Origin of the sequence: Catellatospora chokoriensis, from assembly GCF_011297315.1 — a bacterium.
In the GTDB taxonomy this organism is placed as follows: Bacteria; Actinomycetota; Actinomycetes; order Mycobacteriales; family Micromonosporaceae; genus Catellatospora; species Catellatospora citrea.
Genome location: NZ_JAAOTI010000050.1, coordinates 1 through 14,822 on the forward strand (window position 1 = coordinate 1; position 14,822 = coordinate 14,822).

General features: G+C 72.3%; 13 protein-coding genes and 3 tRNA genes. 4 read left to right on the forward strand and 12 right to left on the reverse strand.

Translation table 11 applies throughout. From position 1 onward, the window contains the following. The 3 genes from HAV39_RS40690 to HAV39_RS40700 all read right to left on the reverse strand — a co-directional run. A partial coding sequence (locus HAV39_RS40690) for a hypothetical protein (RefSeq protein WP_191844418.1) occupies nucleotides 1–2,437 on the reverse strand: 2,437 nt, incomplete at its 3' end. Next, nucleotides 2,434–5,688, reverse strand: a complete 3,255-nt coding sequence (locus tag HAV39_RS40695; protein WP_191844419.1) for an FtsX-like permease family protein — start codon at nucleotides 5,686–5,688, stop codon at nucleotides 2,434–2,436. The genes HAV39_RS40695 and HAV39_RS40690, both read right to left, overlap by 4 nt. Nucleotides 5,689–5,807: 119 nt before the next feature. Next, nucleotides 5,808–6,410, reverse strand: a complete 603-nt coding sequence (locus tag HAV39_RS40700) for an acyl-CoA-like ligand-binding transcription factor (RefSeq protein ID WP_191844420.1) — start codon at nucleotides 6,408–6,410, stop codon at nucleotides 5,808–5,810. Between the two features lie 107 nt (nucleotides 6,411–6,517). Between HAV39_RS40700 and HAV39_RS40705 the strand changes: the two genes are divergently transcribed. Continuing rightward, a complete protein-coding gene (locus tag HAV39_RS40705) occupies nucleotides 6,518–7,072 on the forward strand; it encodes a hypothetical protein (RefSeq protein WP_191844421.1) in 555 nt (184 codons plus the stop codon). Continuing rightward, nucleotides 7,069–8,394 carry a PrsW family intramembrane metalloprotease gene (locus HAV39_RS40710; protein WP_191844422.1) on the forward strand — a complete coding sequence of 442 codons (1,326 nt, stop codon included), beginning with the start codon at nucleotides 7,069–7,071 and terminating at the stop codon, nucleotides 8,392–8,394. Before HAV39_RS40705 ends, HAV39_RS40710 begins: the two co-directional genes overlap by 4 nt. Nucleotides 8,395–8,507: 113 nt before the next feature. Here the strand turns inward: HAV39_RS40710 and HAV39_RS40715 are convergent, their stop codons facing one another. Continuing rightward, nucleotides 8,508–8,744 (reverse strand): hypothetical protein, encoded by a 237-nt coding sequence (locus tag HAV39_RS40715; RefSeq protein ID WP_191844423.1) that lies wholly within the window; start codon nucleotides 8,742–8,744, stop codon nucleotides 8,508–8,510. A 34-nt stretch (nucleotides 8,745–8,778) separates the two neighbouring features. Then, entirely contained in the window at nucleotides 8,779–10,107 is a 1,329-nt protein-coding gene (locus tag HAV39_RS40720) for an ABC transporter substrate-binding protein (protein WP_191844424.1), read from the reverse strand. A gap of 128 nt (nucleotides 10,108–10,235) precedes the next feature. Here HAV39_RS40720 and HAV39_RS40725 point away from each other — a divergent pair, with 128 nt between their 5' ends. Beyond that, complete coding sequence (locus HAV39_RS40725) at nucleotides 10,236–10,625, forward strand: hypothetical protein (protein WP_120317782.1); 390 nt, start codon at nucleotides 10,236–10,238, stop codon at nucleotides 10,623–10,625. 38 nt (nucleotides 10,626–10,663) lie between these two features. Here the strand turns inward: HAV39_RS40725 and HAV39_RS40730 are convergent, their stop codons facing one another. From HAV39_RS40730 to HAV39_RS40740, 3 genes are all read right to left on the reverse strand, one after another. Beyond that, nucleotides 10,664–11,191 (reverse strand): GNAT family N-acetyltransferase, encoded by a 528-nt coding sequence (locus HAV39_RS40730; RefSeq protein ID WP_191844425.1) that lies wholly within the window; start codon nucleotides 11,189–11,191, stop codon nucleotides 10,664–10,666. Between the two features lie 124 nt (nucleotides 11,192–11,315). Beyond that, nucleotides 11,316–12,062, reverse strand: a complete 747-nt coding sequence (locus HAV39_RS40735; RefSeq protein WP_191844426.1) for a hypothetical protein — start codon at nucleotides 12,060–12,062, stop codon at nucleotides 11,316–11,318. Beyond that, nucleotides 12,059–12,532 (reverse strand): RNA polymerase sigma factor, encoded by a 474-nt coding sequence (locus HAV39_RS40740; protein WP_191844427.1) that lies wholly within the window; start codon nucleotides 12,530–12,532, stop codon nucleotides 12,059–12,061. Before HAV39_RS40740 ends, HAV39_RS40735 begins: the two co-directional genes overlap by 4 nt. A 98-nt stretch (nucleotides 12,533–12,630) precedes the next feature. Here HAV39_RS40740 and HAV39_RS40745 point away from each other — a divergent pair, with 98 nt between their 5' ends. Then, entirely contained in the window at nucleotides 12,631–13,320 is a 690-nt protein-coding gene (locus HAV39_RS40745; protein WP_191844428.1) for a hypothetical protein, read from the forward strand. A gap of 188 nt (nucleotides 13,321–13,508) precedes the next feature. Here HAV39_RS40745 and HAV39_RS40750 read toward each other — a convergent pair. From HAV39_RS40750 to HAV39_RS40765, 4 genes are all read right to left on the reverse strand, one after another. Beyond that, nucleotides 13,509–13,585 (reverse strand) — tRNA-Phe (locus HAV39_RS40750). Nucleotides 13,586–13,611: 26 nt separating this feature from the next. Continuing rightward, nucleotides 13,612–13,688: transfer RNA gene (locus HAV39_RS40755), tRNA-Asp, on the reverse strand. A gap of 53 nt (nucleotides 13,689–13,741) precedes the next feature. Continuing rightward, nucleotides 13,742–13,814 (reverse strand) — tRNA-Glu (locus HAV39_RS40760). Between the two features lie 129 nt (nucleotides 13,815–13,943). Next, a complete protein-coding gene (locus tag HAV39_RS40765; protein WP_191844429.1) occupies nucleotides 13,944–14,771 on the reverse strand; it encodes a polysaccharide deacetylase family protein in 828 nt (275 codons plus the stop codon). Nucleotides 14,772–14,822: the final 51 nt, after the last annotated feature.

Below are 14,822 nucleotides of genomic sequence, written 5' to 3' on the forward strand. Positions count from 1 at the left end.
TGCCCACCACCGCGCCGGTCAGCACCGCGACGGTCACCACCGGCATCAGCTCCACCAGCAGCAGACGGCGGCCCTGACCCCGAGACAGGCCCATCGTCCGCAGCCGCGACAGCACCGTGCCCCGACCGCGTGCCCCGGAGACCACTGCGAAGGCGATGGCCAGCAGCGCCAGCGCCACACCGGCGCCCGCGCCGATGCCGTACGCGAAACTGACCACCGCGTTGATGCTCGACTTGTCCAGCTCCGCGCGGGCCTGCTCCCATGTCGTCACCTCGGTGACCGACTCGTAGGCGCGGGGCCGGAAGCCCTCGCTTGCCCAGCGCTCCTGGCCGGCGTCACCGACCTTGCGCACCTGCTCCGGATCGGGGTCGCCGGCCAGCAGGAACCCGTTCGGGTTGAGCGCCTGCTGCGCCTCGGCCGGGACGGCCTGCCACGGCACGACGACGAAGTTCGACGCGCCGTTGGCGATCGGCGGGAAACCGTCCACCACCGCCGCGACGCGGAAGTCGTAGTTCCGGCCGCGCAGCGAGACGGTGCCGTGGTCGGCGCCCAGCAGCTTGGCGACGCCCGGGGAGACCAGCGCGGGCACCGGCGAGCCGGGCACGGCGTCGGTGAACACCTTCGGCGGCGTGATGTCGACATCCGAGGCGGCGACCACCCGCGCGTACGCCTGCCCGTCGAGCACCAGCGCGTACACCGAGCCGAGCCGCTTCTGATCGACCACCAGGTCGCTGGCCCCGTCGGCCATGTACTGGGTGACGGCCTCGACGCCGGGCACCGCGGCCAGTTCGGTCTGGGTCTTGTCGTCGAAGTAGTAGCCGTCGACCTTCATGTCGGCGGCCATGTGCAGGTCGGTGGACCTGTCGCGGCCCTCGTCGATGGTGCCCGCCACCGCCACGCTGAACACCGCCGTGCTGACCGCGACGACGAGCACCGCGACCGGCCCGATGACCGCGCCCGCGGTGCGCCCCGCCCGGGACAGGCCGAGGAAGTTCACCGCGCCGCGACCGCGGGCGGACAGCCGGCCCAGCCGGCCCACCACCGGCGGCACCAGCCGCACCATCGCCACCGCCGCGCCACCGGCCAGCAGCGCCGGCACCGCGGCCAGGTAGACGTCCACGCCGTCCGCGCTGCTGAGCCCGCGCTCGCGCAGCAGCCACACGCCCAGCCCGGCCAGCACCAGCAGGCTCAGTTCGGCGGTCCGCCGCTTCAGGCCCACCCGGGCCACAGCCATGTCGGAGCGTTCACCCGAGAAGGAGGCGTCGTACGCCGTCCGCATGGTCATCACCGGCACGGCCAGCGCCGCCAGCGCGGTGAACGCCACCAGGATCGGCCAGGTGAGTGCGGGCCGTCCCGGCACCGCCGCGCCGAGCAGCCCGCCGACCACCGCCGCGGGTACCACCAGCAGGGACTCCAGCAGGGTGTACGAGCCGATGGTCACGATGGCACCGCCCCGCGCCCGCAGCAGCGCGAACTCGGATCGCCGCCGCGCGACGGCCACCCGGGCCGCCAGCAGCACCAGCCCGGCCAGGGTGATCAGCGCGCCCACCTGCACGACGGCCAGCAGCGCCGCACCCGCACGGGCCTGGTCGGCGAACTTCGCCAGCTGGGAGTCGAGGCTGGTCAGCAGGGAGCTGTTCAGCCCCTGCCGCCGGGCCACGCTGACCGCCTCCACCATGTCGGGCAGCACGCCCATGTCGAGCCGCGCCGTGTCGACCCGGTAGCGCCACTCGTAGATGATGTCGACGAGGTTCGTCAGCTGCTCGAGACCCGGCTCGTCGGAGAAGACCACCGCCCGCCACGGGTCGCCGTCGTCGTTGGGCAGGTACGCCCGCAGCGCGTAGGGCACCGGCTCCCAGTACGTGCCGTTCTCGTCGTGCGGCCGGACGATGCCGACGACCTTCACCGGCACCAGGTCGTTGAACTTGAAGGTGCTGCCGACCCGCTGCCCGAGCTTGTCGGCGTTCCACTCGGTGATCACCACCTCGATCGGACCCTCGTCCACCCGCGTGGCCGGGAAGCGGCCCTCGACGAGGTCGACCTGCTCCTCCAGGCCGCTGCCGGCCCGGATGCTGAACCGCACCCCGTCCCGCTTGGCCGGCAGGCCGGTGCCGGTCACCCAGGACTTCTCGATCGAGGTCGTCACCGCCCACCAGGACGCCTCGATCCGCTCCCGCAGCGCGGGATAGAACAGCTCCTCCTGGTCCACCAACCGGCCGCCGGGCCGCCAGTTGTCACCCTGCTCCTTGACTCCGCGGTAGGTGAGGTCCCGGGCGGTGTAGGACAGCTGGGAGATGTCGTTGCGCAGACCCGCGTCGGTGAGCCGGTTCGCCATCCGGGGCGCGCCGACCACCAGGATCCCGGCCAGCAGTGTCAGCGTGCCGAGCAGCGCCAGCGGCCCGGTCGTGGCCCGTACCCGGGCGATCCAACGTTTCACCGGTCAGCTCCGATCCGCAGCTGGGCCGCGGCCAGCCGCTGCCGCATGGTGGTGGCCACCAGCCCGGCCATCACCAGGGTGAGGGCGAGCAGGATGGCGGCCGTGCCCAGTACGGGCAGCCAGTCCGTCGTGGTGAGCGCGGGCGGCACCGGACGGCTCGCGCTCGGGGTGAGGATGACGAGTGGGCCGGTCGTCCGGGCGACCAGGAGGCCCACCAGCAGGCCGACCGCCACGCCCAGCCCGGCCAGGAAGGCCTGCTCGATCATCAGAGCGCGGGCCAGCAGGCGCGGGGTGGCGCCGAGCGTGTTGAGCACGGCCAGTTCGGCCACCCGCCGCCGGGCGGTCGCCCGCACGTCGACGGCCACGCCGACCAGGGCCAGCCCGATCGCGCCGAGCGCGGCGATGAACAGGGCGATCCGGGCGCCGACGCCGAACGGGTCGTCCGCGGCGTGCACGGCCAGCGCCAGCCGGTCGATCACCTGCATGTTGGGCAGCGGGGCTGCCGCGGCGGCGACCTGTGCATGCGTCGCCGGGTCGGTCTGCACCCACCATTCGGTGACGCTGGGCGGCCGCCAGCCGGTCTGCAGGAGCTGGGTGCTCAGTGCCGGCATGTCGAGCAGCAGCGCGGCCTGGTCCACGTCACCGGACAGTGCGGTGAGCTGCCCGACGATGTGCACGTCGGTCGGGCTGCCCCACAGCGGGATGGTCAGCGTTGCGCCGACCTCGGTGTGCAGTGACGCCAGCGCCTCGGCGGTGGCCAGCGCCGGGACGACGACCGGGGTGGCCTGCTGGCGCAGCGTGAACGAGTAGCGCGGGTACTCACCGGGGGAGCCGAAGCTCATCAGCTCGACCCGGGCGGCGTTGCCCTTGACCGACGCCTGCACGGTCGCGGTCGTGGCGGGCAGGCCCCAGGCGGAGTCGCCCGCGCCGTCGAAGTTCAGCGGCGTCGCCATGCCGCCCTCGCCTACCGTCGCGAGGTCGCTGAGCTGCCACGTGATCGGCACGCCCAGCAGCATGTCCTGCCCCTCCACGGCGAAGCCGGTCAGCCGCATCCCCGCGGTGCGCGGCACCGGGACCTCGAAGGCGTGGGCATCCGTGCCGGTCCCGCCGGCCAGCGGCACCCGGTGGACTGCGCCGTGCACGTCGGTGAGCAGCGCGACGGTCGCCTCCCGGGGCTGGGCGAGGAAGTCCCTGGTCGTCTTCGTCTCGCCGTCCACCACGGTCACGCGCACGGAGCCGCGCAGCGCCGTGGTACCGGCCGGCAGCTCCAGGCCCGGCTGCCGGCGGCTCTCCGCGGCACCGGCGGCCAGCAGCGCGGGCGCGTCACCGAGGTCGGACCGCAGCCGCAGCACGTCGCCGGCGGCCGCGCTGTCGAGCGAGAGCACCGTGGTCGGCGTGGCCTTCTCGCCGGTGTCCATCCGGGTCCGCCAGGCGGGCAGGGCCGCGACGGCACCGGGCAGCGCCATGACCTGGTCCACCCGCATCGGGGGCACCGACCAGGCGGTCTCGACCAGCCTCAGGTCCGCTCCGGTGGTGTGGTCCGCCTGGTCGATCTGCGACTGCCGGGCGGTCGCGGCAAGTGTCCAGGCCAGCGTGCTGACCGCCACGCTCAGCGCCAGCAGGAGCACGGGGCCGGCGTGCGGTCGGCGCCCGGCCTGCCAGACGCCCAGCTGCGCGGCGAACCACGGGCGGCGGTCGACCAGCCGCTCCAGCAGCCTGGTCAGCGGCGGGAGCAGGCGCAGAGCGAGCACCGCGCCGGCGAGCACGCCGAGCGGACCGGCCGCGGCCAGCAGCGGGTCGATGCCGAGCTGCCCGGCGACGCCGGACAGCGGTGAGTCGTACTGCTGCAGCTGGAACCAGGCCAGCAGGGCGAAGGCGATGAGCGCCAGGTCGAGGCCGGTGCGCTGGGCCGCGGCGACGCGGCTCGGCCGGGAGCGGGCCGCGAGGTCGGCGACATAGGTGCCGCCACTGCGCATGGCCGGCAGCAGCATCGCCAGTACGCAGCCCAGTCCGGCGGCGACGGCGACGGCGACGGTGGTCGGGGTGATCCCGGCCTCCAGGTGCACGCTGACAGAGCGCAGCGCGGGCAGCCGCTTGACGAGGCCGAGCAGCGGGCCGATCAGCAGGGGGGCGAGCACGGCGGCGGGCGCGGCGATCAGCAGCGCCTCGCGGGCGGCCAGCCCGGCGAGCTGCCCGCGGGACGCCCCGCGGGCGCGCAGCAGCGCCGTCTCCGGCCGACGGCCCTCGGTCAGCAGTGCGGCGAGCAGCAGCAGCGCGTATCCGCCCAGGATCGAGATGAGCAGCTGCGGGGTGAGCAGGTCCGACCGTCCGACGAGGCTGGCCTGCTGGATCCGTTCGACGAGCCGTTCCAGGTGCGATCCCGCCTGGCCGCCGTCGCCGTAACCCAGCTCCTTGGGCACCTCGTGCAGGGTGCTCGCCGCCACGCGGGCGGCCGCGAGCTGCGACGGCTCGGCCCGGGACAGGTCCGGCGTCACCACCCAGCCGCTGTTGCCGAGGTAGGACCAGCTGGCGAAGAAGTCCTCGCGCGGCAGCACGAGCGGCCCGTACGTGCTGCGTCCGGCCTCGACGCCCTCGGCCATCTCGGGCACCAGCAGCCAGTACGGGTCCTCGGTGCGGTCGGCGGCGAAGACTCCGCTGACGGTGACCCGCGTGTCCTTCTTGGTGATGCCGTTGGCGAGCGGGATCTCGTCGCCGACCTGCAGGTCCAGCGCCTGCGCCGCGGCCTCGCCCACGACGACCTGGGCCGGGTTCGCTCCAGCCGCCGGCCAGGTGCCGGAGACCAGGTGGGCGTGCTCGGCCAGCTCGTCGAGGAACATGACGCGGGCGTACACGACGCCGTAGCTGTCGGGCGTGGCGGCGCCGGTGTCACCGGTGAACCGCAGGCCGCTGGCGTATCCGGCGGAGGACACGGTGAGATCGGCGTCACCGAAGCGGGCGGCGAAGCTGGCGCGCAGCTTCGCGTCGGTCTCCGCCCAGGTCTGTGCCGAGAAGGATTTGCTGACCTCGCCGCCGCTGGTGGACCAGCCGCTGCCTCCGGCGCGGGACGGCAGGCGCACCTCCACGGCGCGCTCGTCCGGCGGGGCCGCGGCGACGGCCGCCCGGCCGCCCGCCTCGATCACCGCCCCGCTGTAGCTTGCCAACCCGACCAGGAGCGTCGTCGAGATCAGCGCTGCCGCCGCGGCGGCAGTCAACAGGCCTTTCGCGCTATAGGCCCGCCGACGTGCCAGCATGACGCCTCCCTGATCGTTTGCGCTTCAACTTCTGTATGAGTTGAGACGACAGGGCGCGGGTTCGCAGGTGGTGACGGCTGTTACCGGAATGTGATGACCAGCGGGGTGGTATGCCCCTTTCACCCCGGTGGGTGAATACCCACAGTGAGCTGCGCGAACGCCGAACGGCGTACGCCGGCGAGGTCCGGGCTGTGCCCGGCGGCCCAGGACCAGAGCGCGCTGTCCCAGGCGGCCTGGGCCGCCCCGGCGACCAGCAGCGGGTAAGGATGCGCCGCGGGCACCCCGCAGCGCGCCGCGACGAAGGCGCCGACCAGCCCGCGCAGCTCCTCACTGATCACCAGGTAGGCACTGAGCAGGGACGGCTGCGTGTTGAGCAGGCTCAGCCGGGCCCGGATCTGGGCGAGGTCGGCCTCGTCGGTGACGTCGATCTCGTCCAGCACGGCGCGGACGGACTCCAGCGGCGCCTCGGCGGCCGGGCGGGCGGCCAGCGCGCGCCGCATCCGGTCGACGCGCTCGTGGGCGACGTCGCCGAACAGCACATGCTGCTTGGACGAGTAGTAGCGGAAGAAGGTGCGCACGGAGACGCCGGCCTCGGCGGCGATCTCCTCGACCGTGGTCTGCTCGTAGCCCTGCCGCGCGAACAGCGCCAGCGCCGCGTCCTCCAGGGCCACGCGGGTGTGCTGTTTGTGCTGTTCCCGCCGGTTGATCACCCGTCCGGTCATTCACTCATCCTGTAGGCGACGGTGCGCACCGTCAAAGTGCCGACCGGCGACCGCGGGGTTAGTCGATATAGCAGCATTCAAGTTCTATGCCCGACTACGGTCGGACCATGGTCGCCCATCGGCTGGTGCGGAACCTGCTGGGAGGGGCAGCGGTTCTCGCTGCCCTGCTGCTGGTCGTCTTCGGGCTGCCGGCCATCAACCGGGCGGTGCCGACCGACCGCTCGCTGGCCGGGCGGCTGTACGAGGTGGGCGCGGGCGTCAGCGTCCAGCCGCCGCCGGGCGCCCGGGTCGACGCCAGCAAGACCCGTCCGGGGGAGGAGCGTGCCGCCGTGCTGTTCCTGGTCGGCGACGTGCGTTACGCGATCGTGGTGCAGCCGTTCGGGGGGCAGATCGCGGAGGCGGCGGACCGGCTCCGTACGAAGATCAAGGCGACGCAGGGCTACCAGGTCACCGGCGACGAGGGCGCCGTCGACACGGCCAGCGGGCTGGCCGGACTGGCCGGCGGGTACACCGCCCCGGGCCGGTGCGGGCGGTACGCCGTGTTCCTCGCCGACGGACGGTCCATCGAGGTCACCGTGAGCGGCGCCCAGCTCGAACTGCAGCGGGAACTCGCCGGCATCGACGACTCGATCAGCTCCATCCGGTACGGCGGTGTCCGGTGACGGTCGCGGGCCGCTCGGGCGGGCGGCGCTGGCGCTTCTCCGTACGCCCGACGCCCCGCGCGGCGCGTGCGCTCAAGTCGCTCCAGCTGCCGGCGTTCTGGCTGCTCGGCCTGATCATGCTGGCCGGGGTGGTGCGCCTGCTGGAGATCCTGCGCGCCGACATGGCCCGGTTCCCCGTCGCCACCACCTCGGCGGTGCTCCTGTTCGCCCTGTACGCCGTGCCGTTCTGGCTGTTCATCGCGTCCATGGACTTCCTCGAACGCGAACCGCCGCTGCTCATGGCGACCGCGTTCGCCTGGGGCGGCGCGGTGGCCACCACCGCGGCCATCCCGGGCACCCAGGCCGCGCACGACCTGATCGCCAAGCTCGTCTCGCCCGCCTTCGCCGCGACCTGGGGTTCGGCCATCGCCGGGCCGACCATCGAGGAGCTGCTCAAGGCGCTCGGCGTGGTGATGATCGTGCTGGTGGCCCGCAAACAGATCAACAGCGTGCTCGACGGCATGGTCTACGGCGCGCTCATCGGGCTGGGCTACCAGGTGGTCGAGGACATCGTCTTCGCGGTCAACGCGGTCGCGCTGCGCGGCCAGGGCGACGGCATCGGCCCCGTGGTGGCCACGTTCTTCCTGCGCGGCTTCCTCGCCGGACTGTGGAGCCACACGCTGTTCACCGCGCTCGCCGGGGCGGGCATCGCCTGGTTCGTGGTGCGCACCGACAAGCCGATGTGGTGGCGGCTCGGCGGCCTCTGCCTGGGGCTGGGGCTGGCCTGGCTCACCCACTTCGTGTGGAACTCGCCGCTGTTCGCCGACGGCCTGGGCTCCGGGGCCGCCGGAGTGCTGCTCGGCATGCTCGGCAAGGGGCTGCCCGCGCTGGCCATGGTGCTGGCCCTGCTGTGGGTAGCCCGACATCGCGAGGCCCACTACTACGTCGCGCAGCTGGCCCGGCTGCACGATCCGAAGATCGCCACGCCGGGCGAGCTGCAGATCATGGGCCACGGCCACCTGCGGGCCGACGCCCGCCGCTACGGCAAGGCCCGCTGTGGCCGGGCGGGCGAGCGTGCGGTACGCGGCCTGCAGACCGCGCAGGCCCGGTTCGCGGTGGAGCTGAGCCGGGTCGACCACATCGCGCCCGGCGACATGCTGCTGGTGCACTGCCGCGACGAGGTGCTCGCCCAACGGCAGCGCCTGGTCGACCTGGGCCACCCCGAGGCGGTCGTCTCCCCCATGCGCCCCGCCGTGCCCCGGGTGGTGGTCCTCGGCGCCCTCTTCGCCGTCGTCCTGTTCCTGCTCATCTGGCAGGCCATCCGCACCATGAACGCCGCCTGACCGGCCCCGCCCGCCCCACCGACCCCCCGGGGCGCAACTCTGAAAAAGTCGCGCCCTCCGGGGTTACCGGAGGGCGCGACTCTGGAGAACTTGCGGCGGGAAGCGCGGCCGCGTCAGTTGGGGGCGTGGCCGCCGTCGCCGTCGACCGTGGTCTCCGGCGTGCCGTCCTGGTCGAGGTCGACCAGGGTGATGTCGACCTCGCCGTCGTGGTCGGTGTCGAACTGGAACAGGTCGGCCTTGCCGTCGCCGTCGGTGTCGGACACCCACACGTCGGTGCGGCCGTCGCCGTCGGTGTCGCCCTTGATCAGGTCGCGGCGGTCGTCGCCGCGGGTCTCCACGGACTCGCTCATGACTTCTCCTTAACGGGGGTCGTACCGCAACACGTTAGTGCCGGATGCTCGCGCCGGCCGCAGCGAGCGCCTTGATCGCTCCCGCCGACTCGGAGTAGCCGATGACCAGCACCCCGTCCGGCTGCGTCGGGACGACCTGGTTGGCGATCCGCGCGAGCTCGCCCTCGTCCTTGACCTCGCCGCCGTCGGTGATCTGGTAGACGTACGTCTGCACGGCGACCTCGCTGACACCGGCCTTGACCAGCTCCTTGGTGACGCCCTCGGCGAGCTTCTTGCCGTAGTTGTCGCTGTGCGTGACGATCGCGATCTTCTGCAGGCCGTCGCGCAGCATCACGTCGGCCAGCGCCCGCGCCTGCAGCACGTCCGACGGCGCGGTGCGGAAGTACAGGCCCTTGTCCTCGTAGCCGGTCAGGTCGGGCGAGGTGTTGCAGGGCGAGAACATGACCATGCCGTACTTGATCGAGTCCGGCAGCGAGGCGAGCGCGACACCGGACGCGCCCGGGCCGATCAGCACCTGGACCCCGGCCGCGTGGTGGCTCTCGATGGTGGCCTTGGCCTTCGTCGGCGAGGTGCCGTCGTCGCCGTCGATCCACTTGACCGGCTTGCCGAGCACGCCGCCCGCGGCGTTGACCTCCGAGATCGCGAGCAGGGCGCCGGCCTCCATCGGCGGCGTGGTGTACGCCAGCGCGCCGGTCTTCGGCAGCAGGCCACCGAAGATCAGCTGCTTGTCGGTCGCGCCGCCCTTGACCGGGGCCGGCGGCTTCTGCGCGGTCACGTCGCGCTCGTTGCCGGTGCCGAGGTATTCGGTCTTGCCGCTGTCGAGCTGGTTGGCGGAGTCGAAGTGCACGGTGCCGTAGCTGGTGGTCGCGGGCTCGCCGGCCTCGGCGAAGCCGTAGCGCACGGTGACGCCCCGGTAGGAGATCGCCTTGCCGTCCTCGGCCAGGGCGAGGCACTGCTTGATGCTGCGGCAGATGGTGCCGCCCACGGTCACCGCGTTGATGTACCTGGCGATCTGGGCGGGCTCGGTGCTGCCGGCCTGCTGCGCGGCCAGCGCGCTGATCACGACCGCGTCGTACGCCTCACCGGCGAACAGCAGGTCCTTCAGACCGGGTTTGACCGACCTGAGCCGCTGCAGGAACGAGTCGTCCAGCTCGGTCAGCGGCATCGTGCCTTTCATGCCGTTGAGCAGGCCGGGCTGCTCCTTGAAGATCGCGCCGAACTCGTTCGCCATGTTGCCGTCGGTGCCGTAGAGGTACGCCCCCTGGTACGCCGGGTCCTGGGAGTCGTCCGGCCCTGAGCTGCAGGCAGACAGGCTGAGCAGCGATACGCAGGCAGCGGCGATGACAGCTCGCGAAAAACGCATGAGGGTGCCTCCATGGCGATGGTCCAACGGGCACCTTAGCGTTGTTCCCGGGATTGGGGGAGGGGCCAATACGCCCGATGGGTGGCGAGTGCTCCGGTACGGTTGCCGCCGCCCGTTAGGCTCCCAGCGTGACCGTCGATCCAGACCACTCGTTCGAGGACGCCGCTCTCGTGCTTGACCAGGCACTGGCCGGTGACGGCAGAGCGGTGGCAGGCACCCTCCACGAGGTGGTGAAGCGCGACGGCAGCTCCGGCGCCTACAACGTCGCCTGGTGCCTGGCCGGCGAGCTGGCCGGCGACGGCGTCCGGGCGGGCGCGTGGGCGCTCGACTTCCCCGGCATAGACGAGGCGGCGTACGACGCCCGCTGGGTGGCCCGCTTCGTCAGCGCGTACGTCAACCGCGACGAGCCCACCGGCGAGGCCCTCATCGGGGCCGCCCTGGCCGACGGCCAGCTCCCCCAGTGCCTGCTGACCCTGGCCGGCTCCACCGTCGCCACCAAGCGCCGCCGCGAATCCTGACCCCCGCCGCGCGGGCAGGTCCGGCCGAGGCTGCGCGGCTACGCGGTAGCCAACCAGTAACGGCGGGTCCGGCCGAGGTCGGTGTCCCGGATGTCCTCCAGCACGCCGCCGTTGCGCTCGATGGTGCGCGCCGAGGCCTCGTTGCTGTCGTCGCAGGTGACCAGGACCCGGTCCAGTCCGCGCTCGCGTGCGCGCGTCAGCACCTGCCCCAGGGCCCAGGCGGCCAGGCCGCGCTTGCGTGCCGTCGGGCGCACCGAGTAGCCGATGTGCCCGCCCGCGTCCAGCAGGAAGTCGGTCAGCCGGTGCCGCAGCGTGATGGAGCCGACGACCTCGCCGTCCTCCACGATCCACCAGTAGGTGGCATGCACCAGCCCCTCTGCCGCCGGCACCGACTCGTCGGCGGAGGTGTTGAGCCGGTGCACCCAGGCGGCGAATCCTTCGGGGGTGTCCACGTCGGTCGCCTCGTGCAGCCCGCTGCCGTGCTGCACGACGTCGCGCCCCCACTCGTCGCGCGCGCCGAGCCACGCGCGGTGCAGCAGGACGGTCGGGGCCACCAGGTCAGCCATGCGCCGACCCTAGTGCGGGCCGCATCCGCGCCGCCACGGATTTGCCGGCGCTCAGCACGATCTTCGAATGGAACAGGTCACGGGCCGGGCCGAGGTGTCGAGGACGTGGTCGCCGCAGGTCCGGTCAGCCCTTTTCCTGGCGCGGTCTGGCCAGGTCCCGGCTGCCGACCTCGTTGCCGGCCGCGTCCAGCAGGGTCACCGTGATGACGGCTGACGACTCCGGCACGTCGAAGGCGGCGTAGCGTGGCCCGTCGGGACGCTCCGTCGTGGTGATCGTGGCGATGGTCTCGGTGCCCCGCGGCGTGGCCACCCGGACCGCCGTCACCGTCGGGTGTACGGCGATCATGTAGATCCGGTCGCCGTCCAACTTGACGTGGGCGGCCTCGAACCGCGCGGGCTGGGCCAACCACGCCGACTCGTCCACCCCGCAACTCGTCGACTGACCGGTCAGCACTGTGCCGCGGCCACCGGGATTTGGCGACGCCGACGGTGTGCCGACCCAGTTCCACACCGTCTCGCCGTAGCCGACGCCGACGGTGTTCCACTCCTGCCCGACGGTGTTCCACTCCTCGACCACCAGCTCCAGCGGGCTGACCTTGAACCCGCACTGGTCGAGGACCCGTCCCGGGACCAGCCAGTAGCGCTCGCCGTGGGCGTCCCCGGCGAACAGCGCGTTCGTCGGCGGCATCTCCTTGACGTACTCCGCGCCCAGCGCGTAACCGGCGGCGGCCAACGGGACCACGAGCGCGGCGAGTGTCCAGGCGACCCGCTTGCGCAGGCGCCTCGGCGCTCGGACCGGGGCCGGGGCCGCCTCGGGCATGGCCTCGGCCACCGCGTGCAGGGTGCGGCGCAGCCGCTCGTCGAGGCTCATTTGAGCACCTTCCGGAGTCGTTCGAGGGCGCGCCGCAGGTCCGAGCGAACGGTGGCGGCGGGGCGGGAGAGCAGTTCGGCGATCTCGTTGAGCGGGCGGTCGTCGTAGTAGTGCAGGACGACGACGGCGCGCTGGCGCGGCGGCAGGGTCTTGATGTGCGCCCAGGTCTCGTCGAGCTCGGGAACCTCGGTGATCGGTTCGACCCGGGCGCGCTGGCGGAACAGCCGGTCGCGGATGCTGCGCCGCCGGGTGTCGTTGGCCATGTTGACGATGGCCCGCTTGAGGTACGGCAGCGGCTGGTCGATCGCCGACCAGCGGTCCCAGGAGGTCGCGAAGGCCTGCTGTACGAGGTCCTCGGCCTGCTCCCGGGAGCCGGTGAGCAGGTACGCCAGGCGTACCAGGCCGTCCCGATGATCTCGGTAGACCGCTTCGGCCGGGATCGGCCGCGGAGGTGTGTGCACGTCTGTCACGCAGGAAGGTCGTACGGGGAGTGCCGGGCGTTGCACCGTACCCGGCGCCGAACGCCGCCGCTTGTAAACCTTCGCGAGGGCTCCCACGTGGGACGGGTATGACCGAAGCGAGAACGTGGGCCGGGTTCGCCTGGCGGCGGCGGCCCAGGCCACCGCACAGACCAGCTTCACCTTCACGGTCACCGTGCAGACGGAGACCGTGGTGCCGGGTCGGCCCAGCTCCGGTCGCCGCCACTACGAGGGGGCGTACGACCCCGGCGGTCCCGGCGGGCTATCTGCGGGACCCGGGCGACCCGCGCTTCGAGAGCCGGACGGTCGGCGACGACTGCTACCTGCGCAAGCTCGCGAGGTGGGCGAAGAAGGCCTGCTACCCGAGCAGCGGGGCGTACGTCTACATCGGCGACGTGGACCTGACGTCGTCGGCGGAGCCGGTGCAGCGACTCGCGGAACTGGCCGAGCTGGGCACCGTCACCGACCTCGGGGTGTCCGGGACGGGCGGCGCGGCGGTGCAGCGCTACGCGTTCGAGTTCACGGTCGAGGAGAAGAGCGCGGGTTTGCCCGACCGGATCCCGGTGACGGGCACGGTCGAGGTCGGCGTGGACTCGGGAAAGATCGCCAGGGTCGTCTACCGGGTGAAGTACCACGGCACGGGCAAGTCGGCGCTCAGCATGGAACGCACGGTGACCTGGGAGTATGCCAACTACGGCGGCCCGGTTCGGGTAGAGGTGCCGGCCGGCGCCGTTCCCGACCCGACGGGTCCCGCGCCGTCGCCCAGCACCGGCGGCTGATCTCGGCTCGGATAGCCGTTCGCGTCCCCCACCCGGATGTTCGGGTGGGGGACGCGAACGACTGCGTGAGGGATGAGTGCGGTGCGTCACGGCACGCGGTCGTGGTTGTCGACGGACGCGAAAAAGCCCCGAGCCGCGGCCTGATTGCTCAGGCGCAGGTCGGGGCTACAAAGCCCGGCGAAGAGCTTTGGTGGCCAGGGGCGGGGTCGAACCGCCGACCTTCCGATTTTCAGTCGGACGCTCGTACCAACTGAGCTACCTGGCCGAAACCACCCGGGGATGGTCGATCATTGGCGGTCCTGACGGGACTTGAACCCGCGACCTCCGCCTTGACAGGGCGGCGAGCACTCCAACTGCTCCACAGGACCTTGCGCTTGCCTTGCTCTTCTTGCTCCCGGAGACCTTATCAGGTCCCCGTTCGTGCCCCCAACGGGATTCGAACCCGTGCTACCGCCTTGAAAGGGCGGCGTCCTAGGCCGCTAGACGATGAGGGCGGCCGAACCATCATCGCACACAGCTGCTCAAAGCTTGCAGCTGCCTGTAATGGTGGCTGTTGCTCCCATCCGGCCCCGCCGGAGGCTCGGAAAGCATATGTGACCAGCGGCCGTTCCGCCAAATCGGGGTCAGAGCGTGTCGGGCAGGCGGATCAGGCGGTACTTCGCGCGCAGGCCGGAGATGATGCCGGGCAGTGCGGCCAGGGTCTGCGAGCGGTCTCCGCCGGCGTCGTGGAGCAGCACCACGCCCCCGGCGCGGGTGCCCTTGACGACCCGACCGGCGATGGTGGAGGCGGCGGGGCGGCGCCAGTCCTGCGGGTCGACGGTCCAGTGCAGCGGGCTCATGCCGAGGCTGCGGGCGACGCGTACGGCGGCCGCTGTCCAGTTTCCGCCCGGGTGCCGGAAGTAGCGGATGGGTGCGCCGGGCGCGGCCTCGTGGATCGCGTTGTTGGTGGCTCGCATGTTCGAGCTGATCTTGGCATCGGACCAGGTGCCGAGCTTGAACTCGTGGTTCCAGCTGTGGTTGCACAGGGTGTGGCCCTCGGCGACGATCTGCCGGACCAGCGCCGGGTGTGCCTTGACCTGGGTGCCGACCAGGCAGAAGGTCGCCTTGACGCCCTTGGCGCGCAGCGCCGCGAGCACCCGCGGGGTCCAGGTGGGGTGCGGTCCGTCGTCGAAGGTCAGCGCGACCCCGGACGAGCCGCTGGTGCGCTGCAGGACGTACGACTTCTCGGTCACGGGCCGCGTGACCGGGGTCTTGCTCGGGGTGGGGCTGGCCGACGGGCTCGGACTGAGGCTCGGCGACGGACTCGCCGAGGGTGACGGCGACGCCGACGGCGAGGCTGAGGGGGGCGCCGACGGCGTGGCCGTGGGTGTGCCGCCGCCGCAGCCTGCGGTCAGCAAGAGTGTGAAACCGGTCACCACGGCGACGAGGCCGTGGGCATGCCGCAGCTGCATCGCTGCTCCCCCAGGTCGGTCCACCCCCGTGGAGACCTCAGGGTGCCACAG

What these genes read in the sequence shown, in the direction of transcription:
- HAV39_RS40695 (WP_191844419.1), bottom strand. Translation starts at nt 5,688, where the DNA reads ATGCTGGCACGTCGGCGGGCCTATAGCGCGAAAGGCCTGTTGACTGCC.
- HAV39_RS40700 (WP_191844420.1), bottom strand. Translation starts at nt 6,410, where the DNA reads ATGACCGGACGGGTGATCAACCGGCGGGAACAGCACAAACAGCACACC.
- HAV39_RS40705 (WP_191844421.1), top strand. Translation starts at nt 6,518, where the DNA reads ATGGTCGCCCATCGGCTGGTGCGGAACCTGCTGGGAGGGGCAGCGGTT.
- HAV39_RS40715 (WP_191844423.1), bottom strand. Translation starts at nt 8,744, where the DNA reads ATGAGCGAGTCCGTGGAGACCCGCGGCGACGACCGCCGCGACCTGATC.
- HAV39_RS40720 (WP_191844424.1), bottom strand. Translation starts at nt 10,107, where the DNA reads ATGCGTTTTTCGCGAGCTGTCATCGCCGCTGCCTGCGTATCGCTGCTC.
- HAV39_RS40730 (WP_191844425.1), bottom strand. Translation starts at nt 11,191, where the DNA reads ATGGCTGACCTGGTGGCCCCGACCGTCCTGCTGCACCGCGCGTGGCTC.
- HAV39_RS40735 (WP_191844426.1), bottom strand. Translation starts at nt 12,062, where the DNA reads ATGAGCCTCGACGAGCGGCTGCGCCGCACCCTGCACGCGGTGGCCGAG.
- HAV39_RS40745 (WP_191844428.1), top strand. Translation starts at nt 12,631, where the DNA reads ATGACCGAAGCGAGAACGTGGGCCGGGTTCGCCTGGCGGCGGCGGCCC.
- HAV39_RS40765 (WP_191844429.1), bottom strand. Translation starts at nt 14,771, where the DNA reads ATGCAGCTGCGGCATGCCCACGGCCTCGTCGCCGTGGTGACCGGTTTC.